This is a genomic window from Pseudarthrobacter siccitolerans (assembly GCF_001046895.1).
Taxonomy (GTDB): domain Bacteria; phylum Actinomycetota; class Actinomycetes; order Actinomycetales; family Micrococcaceae; genus Arthrobacter; species Arthrobacter siccitolerans.
On sequence record NZ_CAQI01000037.1, the window covers coordinates 23,968 to 44,615 of the forward strand.

Genomic DNA, 20,648 nt, shown 5'->3' on the forward strand with positions numbered 1-20,648 from the left:
TGAACGCCGGTGCCGGCACAATGCCGGCACCGGCGCTTAACACCCGGTTGATTCCTTCGGCTGCCCATAGACTTGAACCATGACGCAGCACAACCTCCACGCTCCCGACTCCGATGACTACGATCCCTCAGCCAGCTCCCTGGCCGGCCAGGTGGACAAGTCGGTGATGGCTGAACTGCTGTCCATCCGTTCCAGCATCGACAACATCGACGCCACGCTGGTGTACCTCCTTGCCGAGCGCTTCAAGGCAACCCAGAAGGTGGGTTTCCTCAAAGCCGCCCACCGGCTCCCCGCCGGGGACCCCGGCCGGGAAGCGGCACAGATCGCCCGGCTCCGCAGGCTGGCCGAAGACGCACACCTGGACCCCGCGTTCGCGGAAAAGTTCCTGAACTTCATCATCGGTGAGGTCATCCGGCATCATGAAGCGATCGCCGAAGACCACGAGGCCGCCTCCGGACAGCACCCGCAGGCATCAGCACTCGCGTGACGGAGCAACGGCACGACGCCGGTTCCAGGCCCGCTGAGGTTCCGGCACCGCCGCGGGAGGTAACTGCCACCGGCCTCGGCTCCTGGCCCGGGGAGGACCCGGTGGAAGCGGCCAAGATCATCCGCGGTGAGCTGGGCAGCCCGCACCTGCCGTTCCTTGCCGAACTGCCGGACCGGGGCGTCGGTTCAGACGCACTGGGACGGACGGCCACCCTGCTGGAAGAACTCGCCGTCGACGTCCAGCCCTACGGTTGGCGCCTCGTGGACCGGCCCGGCAAGGACTTCCGGCGGGCCGCCTCCGCGCTTGCCACTGATATCAACGTCCTCGCCGATGTTGCCGGTACCGAGGACAGGCCGGCTGCCGAGATCAAAGTGCAGCTGGTAGGGCCGCTCAGCCTGGCGGCCGGCCTTCACCTGCACAACGGCGAGCGCGCCCTGATCGACTATGGTGCCCGGCGGGACCTTGCCGCCTCGCTTGCGGCCGGCGTGGGCCGGCACCTTTCCCGGGTGGCGGCGGCCGTTCCCGGAGCCCGGCTGGTGGTCCAGATCGATGAGCCTGATATCGCAGCCTTGCTGGCCGGCACCATCCCGACCTCGAGCGGCTACCGCACCCTGCGGGCAGTCCCGTCCTCCGAAGCACGCGAATCCTGGCGTGTGGTGCTGGACGCGTTACGGGCGGCGGGCGCTGCGGAAATCGTGATCTCCGTTCCCGAGATCGAGGCGCCGTTCGAGCAGATCCTGGCCGCCGGAGCGGACGGTATTGCTGTTCCGCTGCGGGCGTTGACTTCCCGCCAGTGGGAGCAACTGGCGGGAGCCGCGGAAGCAGGCAAGCGGCTGTGGATTGGTGCCCTGAACGTGGCAGGGGAGTCCCTGCCCCGGGCGGCCGACTGCGTTGACGCAGTGTGGCGCCCGTGGCGGCAGCTGGGCCTGTCCCCTGAAGGGATCAGCACCATCCGGCTCACCCCCTCGTCGGGACTTGCTGGCCGCACCCCGGCACAAGCCACAGCGATCCTCGGCCGGCTTACCCAGGTTGCGGACGGTCTGAATCAGCTGGCGCAGGGCTAGGGTCAGACCCTGTTTTCCCAGCGGTCGGGCTGCGCGTAGCGGGGCAGGAAGCTCTGGGCGGAGCTTCCGCCCGTGTAGGGGCGCAGCCTGTAGTCGAAGCTGCCGGCGTAGACCAGGACCAGCCCGATCTGTGGCTGGATCACTTTGACCTGGATGCGGTGCTTGCCGTTGCTGCCCCCCGCCGGGTCCCACCACTGCTCCGCGTAGGCCTTGGCATCCAGGGCGGCGGGAAGGGGAATGCGAAGGGGGCCGAGAAACAGCCTCGATGCTTCGGACACGCCGCGCAGCCGCCCCTCTGCGGTAACGCTAAGGTTCAAGTCCGTCACCAGCCGCCGGTACCGGCCCACATAGTCAACCAGCTGGGGTGCACCGTTCCGGTTGGTGAGGCTGGTGGTGTCCTGGAAGATCCGCGTCCGGCCGGGAAACCGGATTTCCCGTCGGGCGGTCAAGCTGGAGCGGCCGAAGGGATCCTGGTGGGCGTGGTTCTCAATCCGGAAGGGAATGTCCTCCCCGTACTCGGGAAAGAACGCTTCCTCGCCGCCGGTAAGCCGCAGGAGGGGGCGCAGCCAGTCCTGCCGGCAGCCCACCACGTCGAAGGTCCCTTCGCCCACGCCGTACGTGCCCGAGCCCGGTGCGAGGGCAAAGTATTCCTGCAGTTCGGGCTGGAGCCGGTCGTAGTCCGTTCCGAGGGCCTGCCGGTAAATGGGACTGTTCAAAGAAGGACCTCCTTGTGAGGGGAACGGGAAGCTGGCTGGTCCTTCACAATCTACCTGCCGCCTTGAGCCTGATGTACATGTCGGCCAGCCTCGGCGGAAGCTCCTGCGGCTCTGCGTCCACCACCTCCACACCGTGCTGCCGGAGTTCAGCCGTTACTGCTGCCCGCTGCAGGAGTGAGCGCTCGGCGGCGGCGGCCCGGAAGACCCCGGCGGCGTTGCCGCGCTCCTGCAGCATCAGGCCGAGTTGGGGGTCCCGCACCGCTGCCACCACCACAACATGCTGGCGTGCCAGTTGCACAGCGGTGGGGATCAGGCCTTCCTCCGGGGCGCCGCCTTCCAGAGAGGTCAGCAGCACCACCAGGGACCGGTGCGCGGACACGGCGCGGACCTGCACCGGGATTGCCTGCCAATCCAGTTCGATGAGTTCGGCTTCCAGCGGGGCCATGGCCTGGACCAGTTGGCCGAGGAGGTTCCCCTGGCCCGCTGATCCGGCCCTGGCCCGGGTCCGCCGGTCGAAAGCCAGGAAGTCCACCCTGTCTCCGCCCCGTTCCGCAAGGACACCCAGCAGGAGGGCGGCTTCCATACCGGTATCCAGGCAGGGCTCGTCGCCGATCCTTGCTGCGGACGTCCGTGATGTATCCAGGAGCATCACCACGCGGCGGTCGCGTTCCGGCCGCCAGGTGCGCACCACCACCGCTGAACGGCGGGCTGTTGCACGCCAGTCGATGGACCGGACGTCGTCGCCCCGGACGTAATCGCGGAGGGAATCAAATTCAGTCCCGGCACCCCTGATCTGGACGGCAGCCTTGCCGTCCAGTTCGCGCAGCTTCCGCAGTTTGGAGGGCAGGTGCCGGCGGGAATGGAAGGGCGGCAGGACCCGCAACAGCCCGGGGCAGCTGAGGGTCCGCTGGCGTGCCGCGAGCAGCAGCGGCCCGAAACTGCGGATGGTGACGTGCGGGGCCTTGAGGTCCCCGCGCCGGACAGGCTGCAGCCGCACCGTGGCCCGTCGGCTTTCGCCAGCTGGAATGTCAAGTTTCCGGACCGGATTCCGAGCTCCCGCGGATGGCTGCCAGGCGTCCCGAAGTGTTCCGTGCAGCCGGCGCCCGCCGTTGTTGGTGACAGTAAGCACGGACTCCGCGGTCCCCTGCAGGCTCACGTTGCCAGGGTCCCGGCGCTCGAGATGAACGCTGCGCGGTGAACCGGCCAGGACCAGGTCCAGGGCGGCCAGGGCGGCTAGGCAGCATGCAACGAGGAACACGGTTCCCCAGCCGGGCAGCAGCAGCACCGGCACCAGGCCCACCAGCACCAGGAGCACAAAACGCCCGGAGATGGCCATCAGCGGGGTACTGGAACGGAGGCCAGGATGCTGCCCAGTACGTCATCCACCCGGACCCCGTCCATCTGCGCTTCCGGCTGCAGCGCCACCCGGTGCCGCAGGCAGGGCAGTGCCAGGGCCTTGACGTCGTCAGGAGTGACGTAGCTCCTTCCGGACAGCCAGGCCCAGGAGCGGGACGTGTTCAGCAGGGCCGTGGCGCCGCGGGGTGAGACGCCCAGCTGGAAGGACGGCGCAGAACGGGTGGCCCGCACCAGGTCCACGATGTAACCGATGATTTCTGGCTCCACTGCCACGGTGGACACTGCCTGCCGGGCCCGCTCCAGATCCGCGGCGCCCGCCACGGCCCGGACGCCGGCTGCCGCAAGGTCGCGGGGGTCAAAGCCGGCCGCGTGCCGCCGGATAACTTCCATCTCATCGCGGCGTTCCGGCAGCGGCATGGTGAGCTTCAGCAGGAACCGGTCCAGCTGTGCCTCGGGGAGGGAATAGGTGCCCTCGTACTCCACCGGGTTCTGGGTGGCGGCAACCAGGAACGGTGAGGGCAGCGGGCGGGAGGCGCCGTCCACCGAGACCTGCCGTTCCTCCATGGCCTCAAGGAGTGAGGCCTGCGTCTTGGGCGGCGTCCGGTTGATTTCGTCGGCCAGCAGGAGATTGGTGAACACAGGACCTTCGCGGAACGAAAATTCCGAGGTGTGCGAGTCATAGACCAGGGAGCCGGTGACGTCGCCCGGCATGAGGTCAGGCGTGAACTGCACCCTCTTGGTGTCGAGGCTCAGCGCCGCGGACAGTGCACGGACAAGCAGGGTCTTGGCCACACCGGGTACGCCCTCCAGCAGCACATGCCCCTGGGACAGCAGGGCGATCAGCAGGCCCGTAACGGTGGCGTCCTGCCCCACCACGGCCTTTGCCACCTCATGGCGCACGTCAAGGAGCGCCTGCCGGGCTGAAGCATGTCCGGCAGGGTCCTGGCCGCTGGAATCAAGGACCCGGGGGCCGCTGCCTTGTTCGCTCATCGGCTACTGACCTCTTTCTCTAGGGTGTTCAGTTCCTGCGCCCAGGCCACAAGCCGTGCCTCGGTGCGCGGATGTTCGTTCAGGAGCTGCTTGACCTCATGGGAAGGCCGGGACAGGAACCGGGCTGCCGCTTCGGCGGCTTCATCGGCCGTGGCGGCCGGACCCAGGCGGAGTTTCCTGGCCAAACGCACCAGGGTTCCGGCGCGGAGGTTGTCCCTTGCCTGCCCGATGGCGCGCGCGTCCTGGTAAAGCCGGGCCCTTCCCTCCGCGGTTTCCACTGCCTTGACCACCACTGGCAGGGGTTCGAACACCAGCGGTCCGTGCCGCCGGCCGCGCCACACGATGGCCGCCAGTGCCACCACGGCAAGCCACAACCCGATAAAGCGCGACCAGTCAGGTGCCAGTTCGTCGAGTGTTTGCGGGGAACCGGTGGTGTCCAGATCTTCAAGGGACGGGAGGTACCACACGAGCTCCGGTGAGCTGCCGAGCGTGCGGATGGCCAGGGCGGCGTTGCCGAGTTCGTCGAGCTTGTCGTTGCTGAGGACAGCGGTACTGCCCAGCACGGTGAGGCGGCCGTCGCCGCTGACGGCCATCAGCCCGGCGCTGGTGCCGGCAGGCCGGTAACAGGACGTCCCGCCGTCGTACACAAAGCCACCCTCGCCGGTGACCTGGCCGGCGGCCTCTGCGTCCGGCAGGGAACAACCGGGCTCCAGGACCGGCACCGACTCCGGCACCACACCTGCTTGCCTGATGCCGCTGTCCAGGGCGGCAAGTGTCTGCAGCCGGGGCGAGATCACCACCACCTGCCCGGCGGCATCGGCCAGCTCGCTGAGCCGGTCGTCATCCAGGTACCCGTTCCTGTCGTAGAGCAGGAGAGTGGGGGAGCCGCTGCCCTCCAACGCAGCCATGGCCTCGTCGAAGCTTGCGACGTCGTTGACCCTTACGCCGTGGCGGCCAAGGATCTCGCTGACAGCCCGTGCGCCCTCCGGTGCCGGATTCCGGACGGACAGGGGAACACCGTCCCCCTTCGGGGCAAACTGCCCCCAGATGACCAGGCCCAAAGCGGCGGCCACCACGGCCGCCAGGACCGCCAATCCGCGGTGCCGTCGAAGCCAGTGCAAGGGGTTCCTGCCCAGTGCAGCCCGGGAATCCGGGCTGCCGCCGTCTTCTTTGTTTTCCGGTCTGGCTGTATCCTGCAGGGCTTCGGTCATGGCTGGCCCGCCGGATCCAGCGCCGTTTCCGGCCGGACGGGTCTGGTTGCCTCGAGGTCCGTATCCAGCCTGGTCAGTGCCTCGTAGTCGGGGCTGCCCGGGGCCCAGTTTCCGTAGCGGACTGCATCGAAAGTCCTTGCGGCGTGGTCCAGGCGCGCTGCTTCGGCCGGGAAGGGCCGGGACAGGGCGACAGCGGCTTCGTCCGCCGTCCGGCCAGGCTGGGGTTCGAGTACCACGCGGTCTTCGGCGGAGCGGACCACGGCACGGAAGCGGTCGACGACGGCGTCCCCCCACTTCCCGGCGGCGGCCGACGCGGCTGCCCGCTGCCGGTAGTCCGAGGCAGTGAGTTCGCTGTCCGGCTCGAAGACTTCCCTGGCTTGCCGGGCTCTGGGATTCAGGCGGGGCCGGGCCAGGATGATGGCAACAGCAATGACCACGGCGATTACGACGCCGATGGCAGGGCCCGGCACCGGGGCGTCGGCTCCGGGCGGCCCGTCCAGCGATGCCAGCCAGTCCAGGAAACCGCGCCACAACGAGTCCAGCCAGCCAGGTTCCGCTTCCCGGTATTCGGACTTGGACAGTTCCTCGGCGGCCCAGCGGCGGGCTTCCTCCGCGGCGGGCAGGACAGGAGGCTCAGCGGACATCCGGCCAGACCCCGCCCTGGCCGGTCCCGGGCACCGGCCCAGGACTGGCGGCGATGCCGCGGCCCGGAATGCCATCCGGGTCCGCCCCGGTTTCCAGCTGGCGGAGCAGCGCAATATCCAGGCCGTCCTTGCGCATCCGCAGATCCATGTAAATCAAAGCCATAACAGAGGTCTGGAAGGCATAACCGACAGCGCCCACCAGGGCGCCCACAATCGCCGTGGCAACCCCTACGGCAACCGCCACTGTGATGTCCTGGTCACTGCCGGCATGTGGCGACAGGAAACCGGAGAGGAACGTGGGTAGCAGGCTCACCGGGATCATGACCACCTGCCCGATGATGCCCACCAGCATGCTCACCACCAGGGTGATGCCGAAGATCCGCCACCAGTTGGCGCGGGTCAGCGCCCAGGAACGGCGCAAGGCTTGGAGCGCGCCCAGATCTTCGATCACGACGGCGGCGGGCGCCACCATCAGTTTGATATAGATCCAGATAAGCAAGGCAACAACAGCGGGAATCAGGGGGATAAGGAAAAGGATCCCCGTTCCTTCCATGGTGGAAACCAGCGCTGCGGCCAGGCCTGCGGGCAGCAGGAAAGCGAGCAGGCCGGCCAGCATCATCACCGCAGCCAGGCGTACCAGTGTCCACGCCCGCGAACGTGCCAGGATCCACATCTGCCGGAACCCCGTGGGGCGGTTGAGGATGGACCGTGCCACCGGCACCACCATGGCTCCCTGGAGGACGGCCGAGATAAAGAGGGTAAGGATGGCAACCAGCAGGACGGCGGCCAGGAACCCCAGGCCCAGGGAGGCAAAGTCAGCCGGGCTGGCGCTCTCTGCCCAGGCCTCTATGGAGACCATGGAGGTTGCGGTGACGGCAGTGATCACAGCGGCAAGGATCGCAGCAAGGGACTGGGCGAGGAGGGAAGCACCCAGCATGGCCTTGGGGTTCCGGCGGATGGTCTGGAAGGACCCGTCCAGAATCTCGCCGAACATCAGGGGACGAAGCGGGACGATTCCCGGTTTCGGCGGCGAAACGTAGCGGGGCTGGCCGTAGGGGCTGAAGGGCGGTTGGCCGAAAGCAGGCTGGCCATAAGTTGGCGGGCCATAGGGCGGGCCCGGGTAGGGAGGCTGCGGCGAGCCCCAGTACGGCTGGCCTTGGGGTTGTCCCCAGCCAGGCGCCGCACCCCAGCCAGGCTGCTGGCCCCATTGGGGTTGCCCGCCCGCACCAGGCGGCTGCCCGCCAGGTGGCTGGGGCCGCTCCGCGCCCGGATCCTGTTCTGACACCCGTGTTCCTTCCCCCTGTACCAGTGACTGAAGCAGCCAGGCCCGGGCCGCGACAGAACGGTGGGCACCGGGAACCTCCGGCAATGCTCCCAGCCTATAGTTCCGCGGGCACGGCTACCTAGCGTTCCGCCATGCCGCAAGGCGCTGAACAGGACAAAGCCTGCCTGATAAGGGAATATATAACTATGAAGGCACGCATTCTGGTGGTAGACGATGACGAAGCACTGGCCGAGATGATCGGAATTGTTCTTCGCAATGACGGCTTCGAACCGGTGTTCTGCGCTGACGGCGCCAAGGCGCTCGACGTGTTCCGTTCATCCAGGCCCGACCTCGTCCTGCTGGACCTGATGCTTCCAGGTGTGGACGGGATCGAAGTCTGCCGGCAGGTCCGGGCGGAGTCGGACGTGCCCATCGTGATGCTGACCGCCAAGTCGGACACCTCCGACGTCGTCCGGGGGCTGGAATCCGGCGCCGACGACTACGTGCCCAAGCCCTTCAAACCTGCCGAGCTGGTGGCGCGCGTCCGTGCCCGGCTGCGTCCCGGCGACCAGAAGGCCCCCGAAACCCTCAAGATCGCCGACATCACCATCGACGTCGCCGGCCATACAGTGAGCCGGGGCAACGAGCGGATTTCCCTGACGCCCCTGGAGTTCGACCTCCTGGTGGCACTCGCCCGCAAGCCGTGGCAGGTGTTCACCCGCGAGCTGCTGCTGGAGCAGGTCTGGGGCTACCGCCACGCCGCCGACACGCGGCTGGTCAATGTCCATGTCCAGCGGCTCCGGTCCAAAATCGAGCAGGACCCGGAAGCCCCGGAAGTTGTCCTGACGGTGCGTGGTGTCGGCTACAAAGCAGGGGCCTGACCCCGCAGTTCCCCCCGGGGGACCTGCAAACGAACCCGCCACGGAAAGTCCTGCCGGCCCCGCAGGCGGGAACCACCAGCCTGGGCACCCCAATGGTCCAGAACATACCGATGCCCGCGCCGTCGGCTTCCGGCGGCTGTCCTTCCAGGCCAGGATCTGGCAGCGCCGCGCCCTGATTGTCAGCCTGCGCGTCGCCAGGCTGGTAAGGACCGGGTTCCGGAAGTTCCTCCCGGCCCTCCGGTATATAGGACGGGCGCTCCATCAGCGGTGGCGCCGGTCGCTGCAGTTCCGCACGGTCCTGACCACCCTGCTCCTGGCCATTACGTCCTTTGCCGTAGTGGGCGCTTATCTTTCGAACCAGATCGCCAACAACCTCTTCCAGGAGCGGCTGACCCAGGCGGAGTCCGAGACACGCTACAACGTCAAGCAGGTGCAGGACACGTTCGACGGCGCCCAGGTCACCGACCAGTCCAGCGTGATCACCCTGGTGTACGACACCCTGAACGCCGTGGAGGGCCGGGGCTCGGTGATCCAGCGGAGATACGTCTTCGAGGCGATGCCCGAACAGACCAAGCCGCGGAACCGCTGGGTGGAATCACGGGCTTCGGACCAGCTGACCGTCAGCGTCATCCCCCCGGAACTGCGTAAGGCCGTCCAGGAATCCGGAAAGGACCAGTATTGGGCCTCAACCGTGATCCCGGTGGGCACCGAGGACCGGCCCGGCATCGCCGTGGGAAACAAGGTGACCTTTAACGGCACCGTCTACGAGCTGTACCTGATCTACGACCTCAACACCGCCCAGCAGACCCTGAACGAGATTCAAAGCGTGCTGTGGGCCGGCGGGGCGGTGCTGGTCCTGATGATCGGCGCCATAGCCTGGTACGTGACCCGCAACGTGGTCAGCCCCGTGAGCCATGCCGCAATGGTCTCCGAAAAACTCGCGGCCGGCCAGCTGCAGGAACGGATGGTGGTCCGGGGCGAGGACGAGGTGGCACGCCTTGGTGCCTCCTTCAACCACATGGCGGCCAGCCTCCAGGAGCAGATCACCCAGCTGGCTACGCTGTCCCAGATGCAGCAGCGCTTCGTGTCCGACGTCTCCCATGAACTGAGGACACCGTTGACCACAGTCCGGATGGCCGCCGAAGTGCTGTACGACGCCCGGGACGATTTCGATCCCATCAACAAGCGTTCGGCGGAGCTGCTGTACAACCAGGTGGAGCGGTTCCAGTCCCTCCTTTCGGACCTGCTGGAAATTTCCCGTTTCGACGCCGGCGTTGCCATGCTCGACGCCGAGCCGGAAGACATCCTTCAGGTAGTGGCCCACGTGATCGAAGGGGCGGCGCCGGTCGCCGCCGAATACGGCTCCGAGATCATCCTGAGCGCCCCCGCAGGCGCCATCGTCGTCGAGATGGACGCCCGCAGGATCGACCGCATCTTGCGGAACCTGATCCTCAATGCAGTGGAACACGGCGAGGGGAAGCCGGTGACGGTCACCGTGGGAGCCAGCCAGACCGCCGTCGGGATCGCCGTCCGCGACCACGGCATCGGCATGGCGCCTGCGGAAGCCGCGCGTGTGTTCGACAGGTTCTGGCGGGCAGACCCGGCCCGTGCCCGCACCACAGGCGGCAGCGGCCTCGGGCTTTCCATCGCAATGGAGGACACCAAGCTCCACAACGGGTGGCTGCAGGCGTGGGGTAAGAAGGGCAGCGGTGCCAACTTCAGGCTGACACTGCCCCTGCGCCAGGGGGAAGAGATCGATAAGTCACCCGTGCAGCTGGAACCGGAGGACATCACTATCCCCGGCGAAACAGACAACAGGAACATGCTGGTCCTTGAGGCCGGCACTCCGCTGGCTCCCGCACCCTCGAAGGAGACTCCATGACGGGCCGTGCCGCCACCGGGGCCAGGCTGGCCGCTTCGCTGCTGGTGCTCCTGCTTGCCCTGCTGGCCGGCTGCGCCCGGATACCAACGTCCGGCCCTGTGGGCAAAAGCAGCGAGAGCAGTGCGGGCAACCTGAGCGCCCCGGTGTTCCTGCCGGCAGCGCCGCAAGCCGGCGCGTCACCGGAAACGATCATCGACTACTTCTATCGTGCCGGCAGCGGCTACGAGGACGACTACGCAGTCGCGCGGCAGTATCTGACCCAGGCCTCGTCCGTTTCCTGGAAGCCGGACCAGCGTGCCCTCGTATACCGGGAAGCGAAGGTTGTGCCCGGCGAAGCCGAAAACGTCTACAACTACGAACTCGACGTCGCGTACACCGTGGATGCTGACGGGATAGCAACCCAGTCACCGGAAGGGACCATCGAAAAAATCCCGGTCACCGTCACGCAGGTGGACGGGGAGTGGCGTATTTCTGCCCTGCCCGACGGGACTGCCATCGCCGAAGAAACCTTCAAGGTAATCTACGGCGCGTACCCCATCTACTTCTATGACCCCACGTTCACCTATGCGGTGCCGGACGTTCGCTGGTTCATCAAGAACAAAACCGTCAAGGCGATGACCAGCGCGCTGCTTGCAGGGCCGGCGCCGTACCTGCGGGGTGCCGTAGCCAGCGCCTTTCCCTCAGGCATCAAGCTGGCCCGGGAATCGGTGCCCGTTGTTTCAGGTGCAGCCCAGGTGGACCTGACCGCCAAGGAACTGACGGAAACATCGCCCGAAGACCGGCTGCGGATGCAGATGCAGCTGACGCTGACCTTCCGCAGCCAGCCGGACGTCGTCAATGTTGAGCTCCGCGCCAACCAGGACCTGGTCCGCGTGGAGGATAACGGCTCGGTCCTGCCCCCGGTGGTGGACAAGAGTGTGCCCTCACGCCAGATCGCGGTCAGCGGCAACGAGCTCGTCCGATACGAAAACAACAGGATCTCGCCGTTGCCGGACATTCAGCCGGTATCGTCTCTGACGCCGCGGTTCCCCGCCGAATCGCCGGTATCGCAGACGGCAGCTTTCCTCAACGACAGCCGCACCACCCTGTACAGCATCAATCCCGGCCAGCCTGCCAGGGCACTGACCACACGAAGCGCCCTGACGCCGCCGTCATTCGGGCTTAGCGACTGGCTGTGGTCGGCGGGCCCGGGAGCCACGGGGGGAACCGAAGTTGTCGCGTTCCGGCCCACCGGAGTGGCCGAGGGGGCCTCCGTACCCTCGGCCACGCTGACACCCGCCTGGCTGGCGGGCCGGACGGTCAAGGACTTCCGGATCTCGCGGGAGGGAGTCCGCGCGCTGGTGATCTCAGAGCAAAACGGAAAGACCCGGGTGCAGGTCACGGGCATTATCCGCGGCGGCGACGGCACGCCCCGCGAGCTCACGCCGCCTGTCACACTGGCCACCGAAAGCGGGCCCGACCAAGGTGTGTGGGTCAGCGATACCACCGTTGCCGTAATGAAGGGGGCGGCCGGTTCGAACGTCACACCGGAACTGCTCTCGCTCACGTCGGGGCAGCCGCAGCAGCTGGCTCCGTGGCCGGGGCTCGTGGCACTCAGTGCCGGCAACGGACCGGAGGAAATCTACGCCCAGTCCGCGGAGGGCGTCTTCCAGCGGCTGGGCAACGGCTGGTCGCCGCAGATCAAGGGACCTATCGACCCCTCATTCCCGGGCTGAAGGCGGTGCTGTTGTCCACATAGGGGGCCTGTGGGGTGTCCCCTTGGACATGCCCGGCGGATGCTTGACCGGTGAGCCACAGACTGACGGTGCCGGCCGGGGCGCCAGGGAACGTCCGCCTCGACCCGGACCTTGTCCCGGCCGATGAGCGCCCTGCAAGGCACCGCTCCGACCACCACAGCGCGTTGCTGCGACTGGGGGACCACCTGGCAGGAGCGGCAGCGGATCTCCTCGCACTGGCGGTTCCGGTGGACTGCGTATGCTGTGGAGCCGAAGACCGGGCGCTGTGCATTCCATGCGACCGCAACATCCGACGGCTCACCCATGAACCTTTTCGGGCTGAACAGGGAGCTCCGGCCCTAATGGACGTCGGCGGGACGGTGCTGTTGCCGGCGGTAGCCGCAGGCGTGTACAGGGAGGAACTGGCGCAGGCCCTGCTTTCTTTCAAACGGCACGGCCAGCACCAGCTCGGGAACAGCCTGGGCCGGGCGCTCGCCGGTGCCGTCCGGGCGGGAACGGAGGGCACAGCAGGCATCCTCCTGGTGCCGGTACCCACCAGCAACGCAGCTTTCCTGAAGCGTGGCTTCAGCCCCGTCCACCTGCTCCTGCGGAAGGTCTCACGCGAGTTGCCGGACCTTCCCGTGGTTAACGTCCTGGAAAAGAGCGGAGCCGGCGTTCTGCAGCTGCCCGGAGGCCAGAAAGGCCTGGACCGCGGCGGCCGCGCCAGGCGGGTGCGGGGCTCCATGCGGGTCCGCCGGCGCGGGCGGAACAAGGTGGCCGGACACCCCTGCATCATTGTCGACGACGTCCTCACGACGGGGGCCACGCTCTCGGAAGCAGCCCGGGCGCTGCACCTCGCGGGTGCTGTGGTGACCGGCGCCGTAGTCCTCGCCGCGACACGCCCGCCGGACTCCGCAGGTGCCGGCGCCGCATCCGTTGAGGGCCGCGGAAAGGGGCATGACTTAGAAAAAAATAAACCACGAAAGGATGAATAACGGGTGGCTATGAACTAACGTCGGTGGTGGGTACCAAGAACAGAATGTACCTGTCGATGGCGGCTCGGAAAGGGGCTTGACTGTCAAACAGATCGGCCCAGCGAAGTGCTGCCGTCGTGTCACCGAAGTCATTTGGAGGGCACCATGGAGTTTATGATCAGCGGACGAAATCTGACAGTCTCAGACCGGTTCCGCGAATATGCCGGGGAGAAGATCTCAAAGATCGAGTCGTTGGGGGACAAGGTCCAGCGCGTCGATGCGAAAGTTTCAAAGGAGACCAACTCACGGCAGACCGGCGACCAGCTGACTGTAGAAGTGACAGTACTGGGCAGGGGGCCGGTGATCCGTGCCGAAGCAAGCGCCGCTGATAAATTCGCTGCCTTCGACCTCGCATACAACAAGCTGCTCGAGCGGCTCCGCCGCGCCAAGGACCGCAAGAAGGTCCACCACGGACGCCACACACCCAAAGCCGTCCGTGAAGCCACCGCCACGCTTGAACCCGCCAGCGCCCACGAACCGATTTACGTCGAGGCGAGCCACCGCAGCGAAGCTTCGCCGGCTCCCGCAGAAAAGTCTCCTTATGATGTCGACAACGACATCCCGGCCGGTAATTCCCCGGTCCTGATCCGGCGCAAAGTCTTCCCCGCCGCGTCGCTTTCACTCGATGACGCCGTGGACAACATGGAACTTGTGGGCCACGATTTCTATCTCTTCGTGGATAAGGCCACGAACACACCGTCTGTTGTGTACCGGCGCCGCGGCTGGACCTACGGGGTAATCACCCTGGACCACGAATGCGAACCGGGCGACACCGTGGTTGAAGAAAAGATCCTCGCGTACCGTTCCGACGACGCAGCAGCCAACGCCTAGGGTGGTAACCACCATCCACAGAGAGGACTGATGTGCCGACGCTGAGCCTGGACCAGGCCCGGCGGATCGCATTGGCAGCACAGGGACTCGACAAAGGACGGCCCACCGGCCCCGTGACATCACGGACGGTGGGCCGGACCTTTGCCCGGCTCCAGCTTGTCCAGATCGATTCCGTCAATGTCCTCGCCAGGAGCCACTTCCTTCCTTTCTTCTCCCGGCTCGGGAACTACGACCGCACCATCCTCCAGCGGATGTCGGCCACCCATCCCCGGCGCATGGTGGAGTACTGGGCCCACGAAGCCAGCTACATCCGGCCCGAGCACTTCGCCGATCTCCGCTTGTGGCAGAAACGCACCTGGGTAGGTGCCCACAGCATGGATCCGGCCGTGCGCGCCGCCATCTCCGCCAGGATCCTGCAAACACTCGCCACGGCACGGCCCCTGACTGCGGCGCAGATCGCGGACAGGATCGGCCATGTCGAGGAAAAGCAGAACAACAACTGGGGCTGGAACTGGAGCGCGGTCAAGCGGGTCCTCGAGCACCTTTTCGAGGAAGGCCTTGTGTCGGCGGCCTCCAGGACCGAGCAATTTGAGCGGCGGTATACGCTCACCTCGAAGGTGCTGCCGGATCTTTCGGTTGCTGAACCGGGGGAGGATGATCCGGTTCGTGCCCTGCACAGGCTTATCGACGCCGCCGCGCGGGCCCACGGCATCGGCACCGTGCGGTGTTTCGCCGATTACTTCCGAACCCCCGTCAAGGCGGCCGCGGCATCAGTCGAGCATCTGGTGGAGTCCGGCAGGCTGGAGCCGGTGACCGTGGCGGGCTGGAACCGTGAGGTGTTCCTTCATGCCGAGGCCAGGCTGCCGCGGAGTGCGGCCGGCCGCGCCCTGCTGAGCCCGTTCGATTCCCTGGTTTTTGAGCGGCGCCGGCTGGAGGAACTGTTCGGCTTCCACTACCGGATCGAGATCTACACGCCCGAACACAAAAGGAGGTACGGGTACTACGTCCTGCCCTTCCTCCTGCGCGACAGGATCGTGGCGCGGGTGGACCTCAAAGCTGACCGCGCAGCCGGGAAACTGCTGGCCCGGTCCGCCTTTGCCGAACCTGGTGCCCCGCCGGATACCGCCGTCGAACTCGCCGCGGAGCTCAGGTTGATGGGGGACTGGCTGGGACTGCCCGGTGTGGAGGTCTGCCCGCGGGGCGATCTCGCCGGGGAACTCGCCCATGCGGTGGCAGCGGGATAGGCCGCTCTCCGCTCTGAGGGAAAACAAGTAGCGGTCCGGTGTCTCTCCCGTAGACTAAAAACGCCAGAATTCGGCGGCAAAGACTGGGAGCATCTTCACGTGGCATCACTTATCGAAAAACTTCTCCGCACGGGTGACAAAAAAACACTCCGGCAACTGCGGAACTATGCCGATTCCATCAATGCCCTGGAAGACTCGTTCAAGACCTTCACGGATGCCGAACTCCGCGAGGAAACTGACAGGTTGCGCGAACGCCACCAGGACGGCGAAAAGCTTGACGACCTGCTTCCGGAGGCCTTTGCCGCGGTCCGGGAAGCGTCCTCACGCACGCTGGGAATGCGCCACTTCGACGTCCAGCTGATGGGCGGCGCCGCATTGCACCTGGGCAACATCGCAGAAATGAAGACCGGTGAAGGCAAGACCCTGGTGGCAACGGCTCCTGCCTACCTCAATGCGCTCAGCGGCAAGGGTGTCCACGTCGTTACGGTGAACGACTACCTGGCTGAATACCAGTCAGACCTCATGGGCCGCGTGTACCGTTTCCTTGGCCTGACCAGCGGCTGCATCCTTTCGAACCAGGATCCCTCCGTCCGGCGCCAGATGTACGCCGCCGACATCACGTACGGCACCAACAATGAATTCGGCTTCGACTACCTCCGCGACAATATGGCCTGGGACAAGGCCGAGCTGGTCCAGCGCGGACATCACTTCGCCATCGTTGACGAAGTGGACTCCATCCTCATCGACGAGGCGCGTACGCCGCTCATTATTTCCGGTCCCGCCCAGGGCGACACCAACCGCTGGTACAGCGAATTTGCCAAGGTTGTTCTCCGGCTCCAGCCGGAGAAGGACTACGAAGTCGATGAAAAGAAGCGCACCGTCGGCGTCCTGGAAAGCGGCATCGAAAAGGTCGAGGACTACCTCGGAATCCAAAACCTGTACGAATCCGCCAATACACCCCTGATCGGTTTCCTCAACAACGCCATCAAGGCCAAGGAACTGTTCAAGCGGGACAAGGACTACGTCATCCTCGACGGCGAGGTCCTGATCGTTGACGAGCACACCGGGCGTATCCTCGCCGGCCGCCGGTACAACGAGGGCATGCACCAGGCCATTGAGGCCAAAGAAGGCGTTGAGATCAAAGCCGAGAACCAGACTTTGGCCACGGTGACGCTGCAGAACTACTTCCGCATGTACCACAAACTCTCGGGCATGACCGGTACCGCCGAGACCGAGGCCGCGGAATTCATGAGTACCTACAAGCTCGGAGTGGTGCCCATTCCCACCAACCGGGACATGCAGCGGATCGACCAGCCGGACCTCGTTTTCAAGAACGAAACCGTCAAATTCGACGCCGTCGTCAAGGACATCGCCGAGCGCCACGAAAAAGGCCAGCCGGTGCTTGTGGGCACCACCAGCGTCGAGAAGAGCGAATACCTGTCGCGGCTCCTGGCCAAGGAAGGCATCCGCCACGAGGTCCTGAACGCAAAGAACCACGCACGTGAAGCTGCCATCGTGGCCCAGGCCGGCCGCAAGGGTGCCGTCACCGTGGCAACCAACATGGCCGGCCGCGGTACCGACATCATGCTCGGCGGCAACGCCGAATTCACTGCCGTGGCCGAATTGGCGAAGCGCGGGCTTGACCCGGAAGAGAACTCAGCTGAATACGAGTCCGCCTGGCCCGACGCCCTGGAAGCTGCAAAGCAGTCTGTCAAGGACGAACACGAGGAAGTGCTGAACCTCGGCGGCCTCTACGTGCTGGGCACTGAGCGGCACGAGTCACGCCGCATCGACAACCAGCTCCGCGGCCGTTCCGGCCGCCAGGGGGACCCGGGCGAGTCCCGGTTCTACCTCTCACTGACCGATGACCTGATGCGCCTCTTCAATTCCGGCGCGGCCGAACGCCTGATGAACAGCTCAGTACCCGACGACGTCGCACTGGAATCCAAGCTGGTCTCCCGCGCCATTGCGTCCGCGCAGGGCCAGGTGGAGGGCCGCAACGCCGAACAGCGCAAGAACGTCCTGAAGTACGACGACGTCCTCAACCGCCAGCGCGAGGCCATTTACGGCGACCGCCGCCGCATCCTCGAAGGCGACGACCTGCACGAGAAGGTGCAGTACTTCGTGGAGGACACCATCACGGCTCTTATCGACGCTGCGACCGCCGAAGGCAACGGGGACGACTGGGACTTCCACCAGCTGTGGACCAACCTCAAAACGCTCTACCCGGTCAGTGTCACCCCGGAGGAGATCATCGAGGAAGCCGGCGGAAAGTCCAGGCTTACTGTCGAGATGCTGAAGGAAGAGCTGCTGTCCGATGCGCGTCTGGTCTACCAGGCCCGGGAAGAGACCATTGGCTCGGAAAGCATGCGCGAGCTGGAGCGCCGGGTTGTCCTTTCAGTCATCGGACGTAAGTGGCAGGAACACCTTTACGAGATGGACTATCTCAAGGAGGGCATCGGACTCCGTGCCATGGCCCAGCGCGACCCGCTCGTTGAGTACCAGCGTGAGGGCTTCGCTTTGTTCCAGAGCATGATGGAAGCCATCCGTGAGGAAAGTGTGGGCTTCCTGTTCAATCTGGAAGTGGAAGTCACTCCCGCCCAGGACGTGGTGGTTGCCGACGCCGAGGGCGGGCACACCGAGCACGTCGAGCCCCAGGTGCGGGCCGCCGGGCTGGAAGCCCCGGCGCAGCCGGCGCAGCTGCAGTACACGGCGCCCAGCGAAAGCGGCGGCACGCAGACCCGGGTGGAGACGCGGCAGTCCGGCCGTTCTGGAAACCCGGCCAAGGCAGCAGCCCAGGATGCTGCCAAGCGCCCCGCGAAGAAGAAGAAGCGGTAACCGCCCGCCGGATAGCGGGCGGAAAGTTCACAACTGGAGCAGGGCCGGGATGCATATCCCGGCCCTGCTCCAGTTCCACTGCAGTTCGGTGCTGCTGAGGGCCGCGGCCCTCGGCCAATGACGTGGGTCCTCAGCCAATGACAAGCTCAGTGACCCGCCACACCTGCTTGCCCCGTTCCAGCCGAAGCGCAACAGCCCGGGCACGGACGTCGTCAACCACCACGGCACTGGCCTCGAAAATTCCCGCAGCCACTTCGCAAACGCGCACCGAGCGAACCGTTGAATTCCTGTGCAGCCGTGCCAGTGCCGGATTGTTCGTCCGGGCCACTTCGCGCCTGATGAGACAGGCACGGTGCTGCAGAGCTGACAGGCACCGCGGGTCCAGCCGGCGTGCCAGCTGGTGGACTGGCCGGATTCCGGCGAGCACCTCCATGGCCGCCTGCACCGTGCTCCTGGTGACCGCGCGGACCTCGGAAAGTTCATCAACGGGCCGCAATCCCGCAGGATTTCCGGCATGGGTTGGCGCGGATCCGGAGGCGGGAGCCGGTAGGACCTGCCGGGCAGGGCTTCCTGCCTCTCCAGGTCGCTGGCCAGCCCTGATCGGTGTAACTGCAGTCATAGCATTCCCCTTAATGAGCGGCCGGGATACTTGGAAGCCCGGCCCGTAGTTATGCCGCGGAGGGCGGCTGAAGGATTTGTCCCGGAAGCAGCACATCCGGATTCTGGCCGATGACGGACCGGTTGGCCTCGTACCACCGGGGCCACGCCAAGGCGACGTCGACATCCGTCGCTTCCGGCCCCAAGGCAAACGCGGCGATGTCCCACAACGTGTCTCCGGCAAGGACCGTGACGGCCCTGGCTTCCGTTCCTGCGTCCCCGATGCTGCGCACTCCGGGAGCCGTCAACAGTCCTGGGCTCATCGTCGGGGCGGCTGGCTGCCAGCCCGGCTCAAGCCTGGAGGGAGGAGGCGTGTTGTCCTTCACAACTTCTTCAATCGGCGGATGGGCCATCACCCGGTCGGCTCCGTCACCGGGGGTGGTAAAAGCCGATGAGCCGGCGGCGTTTCCGGGGTCCGCCGGAGCGGAGGAAACCTGGTCTTGGGTGGGAGCCCACTGCGGACCCGGAACTGTCGTATCCGCGTGGGCGGCAGGGCCAGCCACGAGCTGGACAGACAGGGCAGCAAGCACCAGCCGCCGCATAAAGGCCGGCGACAGTCTCCGCGTTACTGCTGCGGCCCGAAGGTTTCCCATCCGGTCCAGCGCTGTGGTTGCTGTGGCCAGGAGCAGGGACACAACCCACCAGCCCACCAGGAGGGCCCCGCTGATTGCTGCCGCCGCTGAGAGCAGGTCCTCCACGTCCGGTCCCTGGCGGTGGAGCGAGGACTGCTGCCATTGTTCAAGCAGCCCGGCACCAACTACGTACAGCAGCACACCCAACAGCAGTATTACTGCCGCGCAAATGGCGTCGGTCCACGGTTGCGGTCCAACTTCTTTCGCCATTGGAGCTCCTGTTTGATGTACTTTGATGGTCTTTGATGCAAGTGGCTTCAGTTTGCCCTCACTATTCGTCCTTTGTCCATACGTTGGAGAGAAAAAGATTTCGGCCGTTGACCGATGGGCAGTAGGACCCTACGCTGGCCGAATGCGCTGGGATGCACTCTTTAACGACCTGGAAAGCCAATTCACCGAAGCGGACCGGCTGGCTCTTGACGCCGAAATCAACGAACGGGCCAGGGCGGAAATGGTTGGCCTGGAACTCGCTGACCGATTGCGTGCAGTGTTGGGCTGCCGGCTTACCGTCTTCCTGTCGTCAGGGGAATCATTTTCAGGCACGCTGATGTACGCCGGCGCAGATGCACTGGTTCTGAACGAAGAACAGCACCAGGTTCTGGTGCCGTATGCAGCGGCGGCACGGTACGTGGGGTTGGGCAGGCTCTCAGTCATGGAGACGTCGGCGGTCCGGAGCAGGCTGGGGCTGTCCCATGCCCTGCGCAGCATGGCACGGGACCGGGCGGAGCTCTCAGTCCTTGTGGGGAGTGCTTCGGGGTCGGTGCGGCTGGGAGGGGTAATCGATCGTGTTGGAAAGGATCATCTTGACCTTGCAGTCCTTCCTCGCGGGGAGGCGCGGCGCAACCATCAGGTCAGCCAGGTTGCCACTATTCCCTTTACTGCCTTGGGGGCCATCAGCTCACTCCGTTCAGTCGAGTGAGCTGGCGTGGGAGTAGCGGCCTAGGCTCGTGGACAGGAGTCAGACCGACTTGGACTTGGACTCCTGGATCATCCGGCTGGCCTCGGCGTAGCGTTCCTCGATGTATTGCTCAAGCATCTTTTCCTCGACGCGCCACTGGCCCCGGCCGCCCACCTGGATGGCCTTGAGCTCACCGCTGCGCACGAGGGCGTAAGCAGCCGGGGAATTGATCTGAAGCTGTTCCGCGACATCTGCGAGCGTGAGAAACCTGGGCATGCCCTCATTTTGCCACTGTTGGGTGTTC

General features: G+C 65.8%; 19 protein-coding genes. 10 read left to right on the forward strand and 9 right to left on the reverse strand.

Going from position 1 to position 20,648, the window contains the following annotated elements; all coding sequences use genetic code 11:
- The first annotated feature begins 79 nt into the window (after positions 1-79).
- Both ARTSIC4J27_RS07130 and ARTSIC4J27_RS07135 read left to right on the forward strand, forming a co-directional pair.
- Entirely contained in the window at positions 80-487 is a 408-nt protein-coding gene (locus ARTSIC4J27_RS07130; protein WP_050054519.1) for a chorismate mutase, read from the forward strand.
- Positions 484-1,551, forward strand: a complete 1,068-nt coding sequence (locus tag ARTSIC4J27_RS07135; protein ID WP_050054520.1) for a uroporphyrinogen decarboxylase/cobalamine-independent methonine synthase family protein — start codon at positions 484-486, stop codon at positions 1,549-1,551. Before ARTSIC4J27_RS07130 ends, ARTSIC4J27_RS07135 begins: the two co-directional genes overlap by 4 nt.
- Before the next feature lie 2 nt (positions 1,552-1,553).
- Here ARTSIC4J27_RS07135 and ARTSIC4J27_RS07140 read toward each other — a convergent pair whose 3' ends face one another.
- From ARTSIC4J27_RS07140 to ARTSIC4J27_RS07165, 6 genes are read right to left on the reverse strand one after another with little or no spacing between them, the layout of a single operon-like run.
- Positions 1,554-2,267 carry a DUF4166 domain-containing protein gene (locus ARTSIC4J27_RS07140; protein WP_050054521.1) on the reverse strand — a complete coding sequence of 238 codons (714 nt, stop codon included), beginning with the start codon at positions 2,265-2,267 and terminating at the stop codon, positions 1,554-1,556.
- A gap of 43 nt (positions 2,268-2,310) precedes the next feature.
- Positions 2,311-3,603 carry a DUF58 domain-containing protein gene (locus tag ARTSIC4J27_RS07145; protein WP_050054522.1) on the reverse strand — a complete coding sequence of 431 codons (1,293 nt, stop codon included), beginning with the start codon at positions 3,601-3,603 and terminating at the stop codon, positions 2,311-2,313.
- Positions 3,603-4,613 (reverse strand): AAA family ATPase, encoded by a 1,011-nt coding sequence (locus ARTSIC4J27_RS07150; protein WP_050054523.1) that lies wholly within the window; start codon positions 4,611-4,613, stop codon positions 3,603-3,605. Before ARTSIC4J27_RS07150 ends, ARTSIC4J27_RS07145 begins: the two co-directional genes overlap by 1 nt.
- On the reverse strand, positions 4,610-5,824 hold the full coding sequence (locus ARTSIC4J27_RS07155) for a DUF4350 domain-containing protein (RefSeq protein ID WP_050054524.1): 1,215 nt from the start codon (positions 5,822-5,824) through the stop codon (positions 4,610-4,612). The genes ARTSIC4J27_RS07150 and ARTSIC4J27_RS07155 overlap by 4 nt, the downstream gene beginning before the upstream one ends.
- Entirely contained in the window at positions 5,821-6,468 is a 648-nt protein-coding gene (locus ARTSIC4J27_RS07160; protein ID WP_050054525.1) for a DUF4129 domain-containing protein, read from the reverse strand. The genes ARTSIC4J27_RS07155 and ARTSIC4J27_RS07160 overlap by 4 nt, the downstream gene beginning before the upstream one ends.
- On the reverse strand, positions 6,458-7,753 hold the full coding sequence (locus ARTSIC4J27_RS07165) for a DUF7847 domain-containing protein (RefSeq protein WP_235436586.1): 1,296 nt from the start codon (positions 7,751-7,753) through the stop codon (positions 6,458-6,460). The genes ARTSIC4J27_RS07160 and ARTSIC4J27_RS07165 overlap by 11 nt, the downstream gene beginning before the upstream one ends.
- Before the next feature lie 185 nt (positions 7,754-7,938).
- On the opposite strand from ARTSIC4J27_RS07165, the gene mtrA reads away from it, so the two are divergent.
- The 7 genes from mtrA to secA all read left to right on the forward strand — a co-directional run bounded on the left by mtrA (position 7,939) and on the right by secA (position 18,157).
- Positions 7,939-8,613, forward strand: coding sequence for an MtrAB system response regulator MtrA (gene mtrA / locus ARTSIC4J27_RS07170; RefSeq protein ID WP_050054527.1), 675 nt, complete (start codon positions 7,939-7,941; stop codon positions 8,611-8,613).
- Positions 8,614-8,749: 136 nt separating this feature from the next.
- Entirely contained in the window at positions 8,750-10,495 is a 1,746-nt protein-coding gene (gene mtrB / locus ARTSIC4J27_RS07175; protein ID WP_152683804.1) for an MtrAB system histidine kinase MtrB, read from the forward strand.
- Positions 10,492-12,210: an LpqB family beta-propeller domain-containing protein gene (locus ARTSIC4J27_RS07180; RefSeq protein ID WP_050054529.1), complete on the forward strand. Its 1,719-nt coding sequence runs from the start codon at positions 10,492-10,494 to the stop codon at positions 12,208-12,210. The genes mtrB and ARTSIC4J27_RS07180 overlap by 4 nt, the downstream gene beginning before the upstream one ends.
- 71 nt (positions 12,211-12,281) lie before the next feature.
- A complete protein-coding gene (locus ARTSIC4J27_RS07185) occupies positions 12,282-13,205 on the forward strand; it encodes a ComF family protein (RefSeq protein WP_235436587.1) in 924 nt (307 codons plus the stop codon).
- A 144-nt stretch (positions 13,206-13,349) separates the two neighbouring features.
- The gene (gene hpf / locus ARTSIC4J27_RS07190) at positions 13,350-14,075 is read left to right on the forward strand and encodes a ribosome hibernation-promoting factor, HPF/YfiA family (protein WP_050054530.1); all 726 of its coding nucleotides are present in this window, start codon (positions 13,350-13,352) and stop codon (positions 14,073-14,075) included.
- A 32-nt stretch (positions 14,076-14,107) separates the two neighbouring features.
- Positions 14,108-15,319, forward strand: a complete 1,212-nt coding sequence (locus ARTSIC4J27_RS07195; protein ID WP_050054531.1) for a winged helix-turn-helix domain-containing protein — start codon at positions 14,108-14,110, stop codon at positions 15,317-15,319.
- 99 nt (positions 15,320-15,418) lie between these two features.
- Complete coding sequence (gene secA / locus ARTSIC4J27_RS07200; protein WP_050054532.1) at positions 15,419-18,157, forward strand: preprotein translocase subunit SecA; 2,739 nt, start codon at positions 15,419-15,421, stop codon at positions 18,155-18,157.
- A 130-nt stretch (positions 18,158-18,287) separates the two neighbouring features.
- On the opposite strand, the gene ARTSIC4J27_RS22900 is transcribed toward secA, so the two are convergent.
- Together ARTSIC4J27_RS22900 and ARTSIC4J27_RS07210 are read right to left on the reverse strand one after the other, a co-directional pair.
- On the reverse strand, positions 18,288-18,776 hold the full coding sequence (locus tag ARTSIC4J27_RS22900; protein WP_050054533.1) for an Rv3235 family protein: 489 nt from the start codon (positions 18,774-18,776) through the stop codon (positions 18,288-18,290).
- A 49-nt stretch (positions 18,777-18,825) separates the two neighbouring features.
- Positions 18,826-19,656 carry a LysM peptidoglycan-binding domain-containing protein gene (locus ARTSIC4J27_RS07210; protein WP_050054534.1) on the reverse strand — a complete coding sequence of 277 codons (831 nt, stop codon included), beginning with the start codon at positions 19,654-19,656 and terminating at the stop codon, positions 18,826-18,828.
- 142 nt (positions 19,657-19,798) lie between these two features.
- Here ARTSIC4J27_RS07210 and ARTSIC4J27_RS07215 point away from each other — a divergent pair, with 142 nt between their 5' ends.
- Positions 19,799-20,365 (forward strand): hypothetical protein, encoded by a 567-nt coding sequence (locus ARTSIC4J27_RS07215; RefSeq protein ID WP_050054535.1) that lies wholly within the window; start codon positions 19,799-19,801, stop codon positions 20,363-20,365.
- Between the two features lie 39 nt (positions 20,366-20,404).
- On the opposite strand, the gene ARTSIC4J27_RS07220 is transcribed toward ARTSIC4J27_RS07215, so the two are convergent.
- A complete protein-coding gene (locus tag ARTSIC4J27_RS07220; RefSeq protein ID WP_045729765.1) occupies positions 20,405-20,620 on the reverse strand; it encodes a helix-turn-helix domain-containing protein in 216 nt (71 codons plus the stop codon).
- Between the last annotated feature and the right edge of the window lie 28 nt (positions 20,621-20,648).